Consider the following 8,026-nt stretch of genomic DNA (forward strand, 5'->3'; position numbering starts at 1 on the left):
TAAAACAAAAGAAAAGTCTACCAGTTCATTCAATTGACGAAGCATATTATCCTTTGGTACAACGATATCGTAAATCGCCATAAATGGACTGAGGTTAAGAGATTGTTGATTAGAAATCATCCGAGACACCACCTAGAATTAGTACAATCATTATACATGAAAAAAGCGAAAGCTTCCTCGATTATATCGAGAAAGCTTTCGCTTTTTAAACTGGGAGGACTTTTTCAGTGGCCTCAGTTTTCAGCTAGGTCATTTTTATTTTGAAACAAAAATTACATTTATAATAAACGTTTCTGAAGAATAATTTTAGGTTCTCCTTTCTCATTCGTATATGTCCCGATAATATCAAAGCCACTTTCTATATTGAGAATGAGCATATTACGCCATTTCTTTTTCATTTTCGTCTGAACGATAGAATACCCCTTTTCTTTTAATAACTGATGCTGAGCTTTCATTAACTTAGAGTCAATCCTCTGATTTCTATACTGATCAGCAACGCCGCTTAACCAGCTATAAAACATTTCGTTATTCAGTTCATATCCGATTTTATAACCGACTACTTGTTGATTGTGCATAGCTAAATTGATGAGTAACTTTGGTTTATTTTGCATTTGTTTTATTCAATCATTCGAATGATTTCCTCTTGTATCTTTTTATTTGGAAGCGATTCGAAAATGAAATAATCCATGTAAATGGCTCCCCTTTCCTTTTTTATTCCCGTGAGATGATTGTTTTCCTGCCGAACGTAAAGGAATATTTTATTTGGAATTTGTCTGCTTTCCTCTCTTTCTCACGATTTAACTTGTGTTCCAATTCTTATATCAGTTATAATATGGCTAAGTAGCTTAGTACGGGTATGCTTAGCAAAAGTGGAAAAAAATACAATTCAACGGCATTTTCATATGATATCGCATAAGATATTTGATTTATATAAATGAAAGAGAGGTGAAACCTGGTTTAAAAAATGAAAAAGAACATGATATCGCATAACGGTAAGGACATTCGTCTTGGACGGTGAATATATGGTGGTTGTAGAGTTTCCCTGGTGTCTCTACAATTTTAGTGAAATCAGTGTTTACAAGATTTTTAAACCAGGCAACAACATGAAGAGAAAAGAGATTGATTCTGTAAAGGTATTTGCTCTTGGTGGAGTAGGTGAAATCGGAAAAAATATGTACTGCGTCGAAATTGATTCCGAAATTTTTATCGTCGATGCAGGCTTAATGTTTCCAGGAGATGAGATGTTTGGAATTGATATCGTAATCCCTGATATTACATATTTAATAGAAAATCAAGAGCGAGTAAAAGGTTTATTTATTACACATGGTCATGAAGACCATATTGGTGGAATTGTTTATGTAATGCGTAAGCTTTCCATTCCGGTATATGCAACCAAGTTAACGGTAGGATTAATTCAAGAAAAGCTGAATGAAGCAGGAATGCTTGGTCGTGTAGACTTAAAAACAATTGATTCAAATTCGGAAGTTGAATTTAATACGACAACGGTTTCATTCTTTGGAACAACGCACAGTATTCCTGATTCTGTTGGTGTATGCTTCCATACATCAAAAGGTGCGATTGTATATACAGGAGATTTTAAATTTGATCAAACACCGATTGGTAATAGCGGAGCAGATCTTGGAAAGATGGCAAAAATCGGAAATGAAGGTGTGCTCTGCTTATTATCTGATAGTACGAATGCGGAACGACCTGGTTACACAGGTTCTGAAAAAGAAGTTGGTATGGAAATATCAAAAGTTTTTTATGGCGCAGAAGGACGCATTATTGTTGCTTCTTTTGCATCCAATGTTCACCGTATTCAGCAAGTTTTTGATGCAGCGGCTGAAACAGGACGTAAAGTAGCGGTTGTTGGTCGTAGCATGGTGAAAGTAGTAGATATTGCAAGACGTCTTGGGTATTTAGATGTGCCGGATGGCATGCTTATTTCATTGCAAGAAGTAGAGAACTTCCCGGAGAAGAAAGTGGCAATTTTAACAACAGGTAGCCAAGGTGAACCGATGGCAGCCCTTTCAAGAATGGCAAAGCAATCTCATAAACAAATTTCCATTCGCAAAGGAGATACAGTTATTATTGCAGCATCTCCAATTCCTGGTAATGAAGTGTCGGTATCTAAAATTATCGATTTATTATTTAGAGCCGGTGCGGAAGTTGTCTATTATGGTGAAAGAAAAGTACACGTTTCTGGTCATGGTAGTCAAGAAGAATTAAAATTAATGTTAAATTTAATGAAACCGCAATATTTTATACCCGTACATGGTGAATTCCGTATGCAAAAAGCACATGCGTATTTAGCTGAAGATGTAGGTATTGCAAGAGAAAATATTTTCATTGTCGATAAGGGTGATGTAATTGCTTTTGAAGGTGATGAGGCAAAACCAGCTGGCAAAGTACAAGCAGGTAATGTTCTTATTGATGGATTAGGTGTAGGAGATGTTGGGAACATCGTTCTGCGCGATCGAAAAATGTTATCACAAGATGGTATTTTAGTTGTTGTAGTAACGCTTGGAAAAGAAGAGAAAAAAATAATCTCTGGTCCAGAAATTATTTCACGCGGATTTGTCTATGTTCGTGAATCAGAGGCATTAATTGAAAGATCTACAGACATTGTACGTACAATTGTAGAACAGTCTATTAAAGAATATTCGATTGAATGGTCTATGTTGAAGCAAAACATTCGTGAACTATTAGGACAATTCTTATATGAAGAAACGAAAAGAAAACCAATGATTTTACCGATTATTATGGAAGTGTAACAGGTTACCTTTACTTTAAATTTAGATAATAAATTACAGGATAGTTAGTCCATTATGAGGGCTGATTATCCTTTTTTATTTATATAATGAATGGGGAAGTAAAGATTGAATATTTAGTTTAATTAGTATAATATAGGTGTGTAATTTGAATAGTTTGTTTGGTTTTTGGAGGAGGGAAAAATTTCAGTGCGAGGACCTTAAAAAACAATCAGAGGTACTCTTAAAGATAGACAAAGGATGGGATGGTGTTTTAATGAGAGTTCAAGAAATATCCATTGGTAATAGAAAGGCATATCTTCTACTAAATTCGAAAGGAGTACCCGTTGTATCAGTAGCTAAGTATATGAAACATCTCTATAACAAAGAGAGTAAAAGCAATACTTTAAAGACATACTGTACGGCTTTAAAACACTATTTTACATACTTACAATAAATAAAAATTGATTACCAACAAGTCAATTTTGAGACTTTATCTAACTATGTGACCTGGCTTAGAACCCCATGTAGGAACAACAAGATCATTTCCTTACAAAGTTACCCCAAAAACATAATAAAGAAAAAGAACCCAAAGAAAAAACAAAGATATTTACAAAAGAACAAGTTGAAACTATCTATCATTTAACTATGAATATTAGAGATCGATTTCTAGTTCTTTTGCTTTTTGAAACTGGTTTACGTATTGGCTAAGCTATCTCTTTATTCCTTAAAGATTTTCAATTTGATGCTAAACAAAGAAAACATAAGCTCAAATTAACAGATAGAGGGGAATTACCTAATGGCGGTAAGTTAAAAGCAGAATCTCGGGAATTAGATATTTCTCAGTCATTAATGAACTTATATGATGACTATAATCTGGATCATAATTTTGTTTTTGTAAAGCTTCTTGGGAAAAATTCTGGTGAACCAATGACCTATTCGGATGTATATGTCACTTTTAAAGAGATTGAGAGAAAAAACGGCATTCATATAACCCCACATTTATTTCGTCATACACACGGAACTATTTACTATCTCGAAACGAAAAATATTAAAATGGTACAAGAGTGTTTGGGACATTCGCAAGTCCAAACAACAATCAATCTATATGTTCACCCTTCTTATGGTGCAATCCGAGAGAATTGGGAAAAAGCAGCTCATGCGTTTAAAATTGGACCCAAAATAGATAACTAAAAGGACGATGTTGCCTTAGGGATCCCTGACGAAGCATTTCACAACTATTCATAACGATGTTTTTAAACAGCATTTTAAAAAATATATTAAAACTAGATTAAAATTAGATTACTAGGCGGAAAGAAATTTTCGGTGGGTACAGCTATGAATTATCTAAGATTTGTTTCAAGATTTCTAAATTTTATCAGTCAACTAGAACCTAACTGGAGTAATCGAAATACTCTTACAAGAAAGCATATCGAGAACTATTTAGAGTATCTTCATTATTATGCAAAAAATAATTTGAAATATAAAAAAACTAATCCAAAGCAACATATAAATGATAGTCTAAAATGTGTTTACACCTTTTTACGGGATGTGTCGTGCTCGAGTTAATGGTAATTGTCCATTAGCAGTAGAGCCCCCTTGCCTTACAGCAAACGATGGAAAACCTTGTTTTGACTTATCGGTTGGTATGACAAGCTTTGATGTAAAAAAATATGAGCTACATATAGAAAGTACAACTAAAATAATTGAAGTTTCAAAGGAATATGGTCGCCAAGATATGGTCAAAGCAAACGAAAGGAACTTAAAAAGATACAAAAACATTTATAAAACCATTAAAAAAGGAAATGCCATTTTTGGACGTTTTGAACGTATAAAAAGGTAGCTAGAGGGCAAGAAAAGGAAAGGTGTTAACCGTGAAGAACAATTGAGGAAGTTACACGAAAAAAGAAAGCAAACAACCAAAGTTAAAGTTGAGGAAGCTATTAAACGCTTAACAAAGATTTCTAAGACAATTAACTTTAACAGTGTGGCGGAAGAAGCTGGTGTAAGTAAAGCTACGCTTTATAATCACCCAGAACTTAAAGAACGTATTAAATTCTTACGGAATCAACAAGAAAAAGCATTTGTAGACTCTAGAATTAAACGAGATGAAAGTAATCAAAATGTCTTGCATCTCTTAAAAGAAAGATTGAAAAGCTGAAAAAAAGAAAAAAAGAGCTCGAAGAGGAAAATAAGCGATTACGCGAAAGAGAAAATGAAAAGCTTACTGATTACTTTTCGAAGTTATAAAGCAAGACCACACATATTAGAGGATTGCCCGTTTTAAAAAAATACGCTAAGGGTATGCAAGATTTTATACAGCTTTTCGGCTAATCCAGTAACAAACGAGACCTCTAAAACCCATACCGAGATAGGAATGTATAAAAGATGAATAGAGTTATAGAAAATATAAAAGGGGATTCATTCTAAGAGTAAGGATTCGCCTTTTTCTTGCTACCAATAATGAGACGTTATGTTAACCTAGCATGAATATGATATACATTACTTCTTTGGATATTTAATTTGATAAAATTAAATTGAAAAACAAAGTTCAATAGGGGTTGAAGTTGTGAAAAAGTTAGTGATTATGACAGTAGGTAAAACTCATAGTGGGAAAACTACATTTGCAAAAGCACTAGAAAAAGAGTTAAATAACTCTTTTGTTATGGACCAAGACAATCACGCAGAATTTATAAATACTTTTTATGAAAAATTGCAACCAAAACAAGGACCTAATACTCTTAAACACGCTATCTCTCGATTAATAGTTGATTACGCCATAGAAAATACTGATTTACATCTTATTGTTTGTAATTCAAATCGAAGTCAAAAAAGCCGATTGAACTTACTTGAAAATTTATTTACTAAAAATCAGTTTGTTCGTATTCTTGTTAATTTTGATATTCCAGATGATGTACTCCAAGATAGAGTTACTCAAAGCAAGCGTAGTACGAATATATTTAGAGGAGCCTACTCAAATTTCGAGGAAGTTCTTATTCGACAACAAGCTGAATCTCTTAATGAAGATATAGTAGATCCAGTAGAAGGTGAAGCAGACCATCTATTTACAATTAAAAACAACGAAGAAGTTGATTCTGTTATTAAAGAAATTGTTCATATTGCCCAAGGACTTGAGTTAAAGAACAAAATAGAAAACAAATCATCAAATAACTTCTGATAACGAAAATTATGTAAATAAGCTGCTGATAGGGGCAGCTTATTGTATTTTTTTGCTTAACATGTTTTTTTTCTGAAATGCTGGCAGTAGTCTATCACAATCAAGCTTAGAAAAGCAAATACCCCAAATGTAGCTTTGGAATAAAGTTTGATTATTTTAAGGCTCCTTATTCCACTAAAGCTCCCGTTAGCGTGGTATGGATAAAAATAGAAAATTATGCATATTTGTTTTCTTTGCTAAACATCCAATGCCCTGAGCTCAAATTTTACAGGAAAGGTATACCCCATAGGCTCTCAAGACAACAGTTACATACTCTCCATGATGAAAGGTAGGGCATCCCAAATCTTATGTATTTTATTGGTGAAAGATGGGGCTACATTGACTCGGTTACTTGGCGAACGCGGTTGTACCAATGTTTAAACCCAATGTAATTGCATTGGGTTTTTTCTTTGTCGGAAATAAAATAAAGTTTTCGGCAACTGACAGCTTCGAACTAAACTGCCCCGTTAGTTGCATAAGAAACTTTAACTAACAGAATTTCTTATCAAACTTTATTAATAATTATCAAACTTTTTTATAAATGATCAGAATTTGTTTTATGGGTGTTATTAAATTCTTAAGTTGATGGATGTGGTGGAACTCCACATAATAAAATAGGCAGGAATATTTTATACATATCAAATATGTTCCTGCCTTTGATTTTATTGAGTTTAACATCTATGACCTAAATATAATGTGCGGGTGACCTTTTTTCTTTTCATCCCTCTCGAATGAAATTTACAACTTAAGAAATAATAGGTGTATACGAGCGAAAGGGGATGCGATATGACAGAGCATGAACGTTATACAAATGAAGAAACGGAAGCTGAACCAAAAGGAGATGCGAAAGAAGCATCAGTAATAGAGAAGATTCAACAGCTAGGTCAAACGAACGTGCCGCAAATGAATGAGTCTAAAATTCATTGTTTGACAATTGTAGGGCAAGTAGAAGGGCATGTTCAATTGCCACCACAAAATAAGACGACGAAATATGAACATATCATTCCGCAAATCGTCGCAATCGAACAAAATCCGAAAATCGAAGGGTTATTATTAATACTGAACACAGTCGGTGGAGATGTTGAAGCGGGACTAGCTATTTCCGAAATGGTAGCATCGCTTTCAAAACCGACAGTATCTCTTGTGTTAGGTGGCGGCCATTCCATCGGTGTCCCAATTGCTGTGTCGACCGATTATTCTTATATTGCAGAAACAGCAACGATGACGATTCATCCAATTCGTTTAACAGGACTTGTCATTGGTGTGCCGCAAACATTTGAGTATTTGGATAAAATGCAAGAACGTGTCATTCGATTTGTAACAAAGCATTCTAAAGTGACAGAAGATCGTTTTAAGGAGCTTATGTTTGCAAAAGGAAATTTAACGCGTGACATTGGAACAAATGTAATTGGTGGCGATGCGGTGAAATACGGCTTAATCGATGATGTGGGAGGAATAGGAGATGCGATTCAAAAATTGAATGCATTGATCGATATGAGAGCGACAGGGAAAAATCAAGATGGGAAGTTGTTACAATGATTTTATACACAATGATGCCGGAACATTTCATTTATCCACCAGATTATTCGCAAAATGAAGGGCAAAAAGTTATTCATGTAAGTGGTGTAGAAATGGTAGTGAACTTAGAAAAAGATCAATCGTATTCGATTGTGCGCCTGCTAAGCACAAATCCAGATCACTACTTACAATATGAGCCAGGACAGAGAATATCCATTTCGTAAAAAGCAGGATTTTATCTAAAGGCTATGGTATAATATAAAAAACAAGACGGTTGAGCAGCCATGAATAGGCTGCTTTCTTCTATTTATGTAGCATTTTACAAGAAGTGTAAAAAATAGAAGAGAAAAAGACCTGAATAAAAGAGAAACTTTCTCTATTTTTCGTTTACTATTGGTTGAACAAGTCGTGCTTTTACGGAAGGGAACAGTTTGTGCCTATCTTCTTTATTTTTATCTTTTTAGGCGAGAAGACACCCACCTCAAGGAACGTGCAGGGCATAGCCCAATGAGTAGGTGGGTGATGAATCGCCTTCGGATAG

At 34.3% G+C, this 8,026-nt stretch carries 6 protein-coding genes and 2 pseudogenes; 7 read left to right on the plus strand and 1 reads right to left on the minus strand.

The genetic code is table 11. From position 1 onward, the window contains the following. Window positions 1-278: 278 nt before the first annotated feature. Complete coding sequence (locus tag MR056_RS21295) at window positions 279-611, minus strand: GNAT family N-acetyltransferase (RefSeq protein ID WP_048724474.1); 333 nt, start codon at window positions 609-611, stop codon at window positions 279-281. Between the two features lie 492 nt (window positions 612-1,103). Here MR056_RS21295 and MR056_RS21300 point away from each other — a divergent pair, with 492 nt between their 5' ends. From MR056_RS21300 to MR056_RS21335, 7 genes and pseudogenes are all read left to right on the plus strand, one after another. Then, a complete protein-coding gene (locus tag MR056_RS21300) occupies window positions 1,104-2,774 on the plus strand; it encodes a ribonuclease J (RefSeq protein WP_041809900.1) in 1,671 nt (556 codons plus the stop codon). Window positions 2,775-3,027: 253 nt separating this feature from the next. After that, window positions 3,028-3,944 (plus strand): annotated as a pseudogene (locus MR056_RS21305) (tyrosine-type recombinase/integrase). Window positions 3,945-4,278: 334 nt separating this feature from the next. Further along, window positions 4,279-4,593, plus strand: a complete 315-nt coding sequence (locus MR056_RS21315; protein ID WP_048724471.1) for a hypothetical protein — start codon at window positions 4,279-4,281, stop codon at window positions 4,591-4,593. Between the two features lie 42 nt (window positions 4,594-4,635). Continuing rightward, window positions 4,636-5,000, plus strand: a pseudogene (locus tag MR056_RS21320) (DUF6262 family protein). A gap of 319 nt (window positions 5,001-5,319) precedes the next feature. Beyond that, window positions 5,320-5,928 carry an AAA family ATPase gene (locus MR056_RS21325; protein ID WP_048724469.1) on the plus strand — a complete coding sequence of 203 codons (609 nt, stop codon included), beginning with the start codon at window positions 5,320-5,322 and terminating at the stop codon, window positions 5,926-5,928. A gap of 825 nt (window positions 5,929-6,753) precedes the next feature. Continuing rightward, a complete protein-coding gene (locus MR056_RS21330; RefSeq protein WP_012094888.1) occupies window positions 6,754-7,506 on the plus strand; it encodes a ClpP family protease in 753 nt (250 codons plus the stop codon). Beyond that, the gene (locus MR056_RS21335; protein WP_012094887.1) at window positions 7,503-7,709 is read left to right on the plus strand and encodes a YlzJ-like family protein; all 207 of its coding nucleotides are present in this window, start codon (window positions 7,503-7,505) and stop codon (window positions 7,707-7,709) included. The genes MR056_RS21330 and MR056_RS21335 overlap by 4 nt, the downstream gene beginning before the upstream one ends. The last annotated feature ends 317 nt before the right edge of the window (window positions 7,710-8,026 follow it).

The sequence above is a fragment of the Bacillus cereus group sp. BfR-BA-01360 genome (assembly GCF_022663595.1).
Classification (GTDB): Bacteria; Bacillota; Bacilli; order Bacillales; family Bacillaceae_G; genus Bacillus_A; species Bacillus_A cytotoxicus.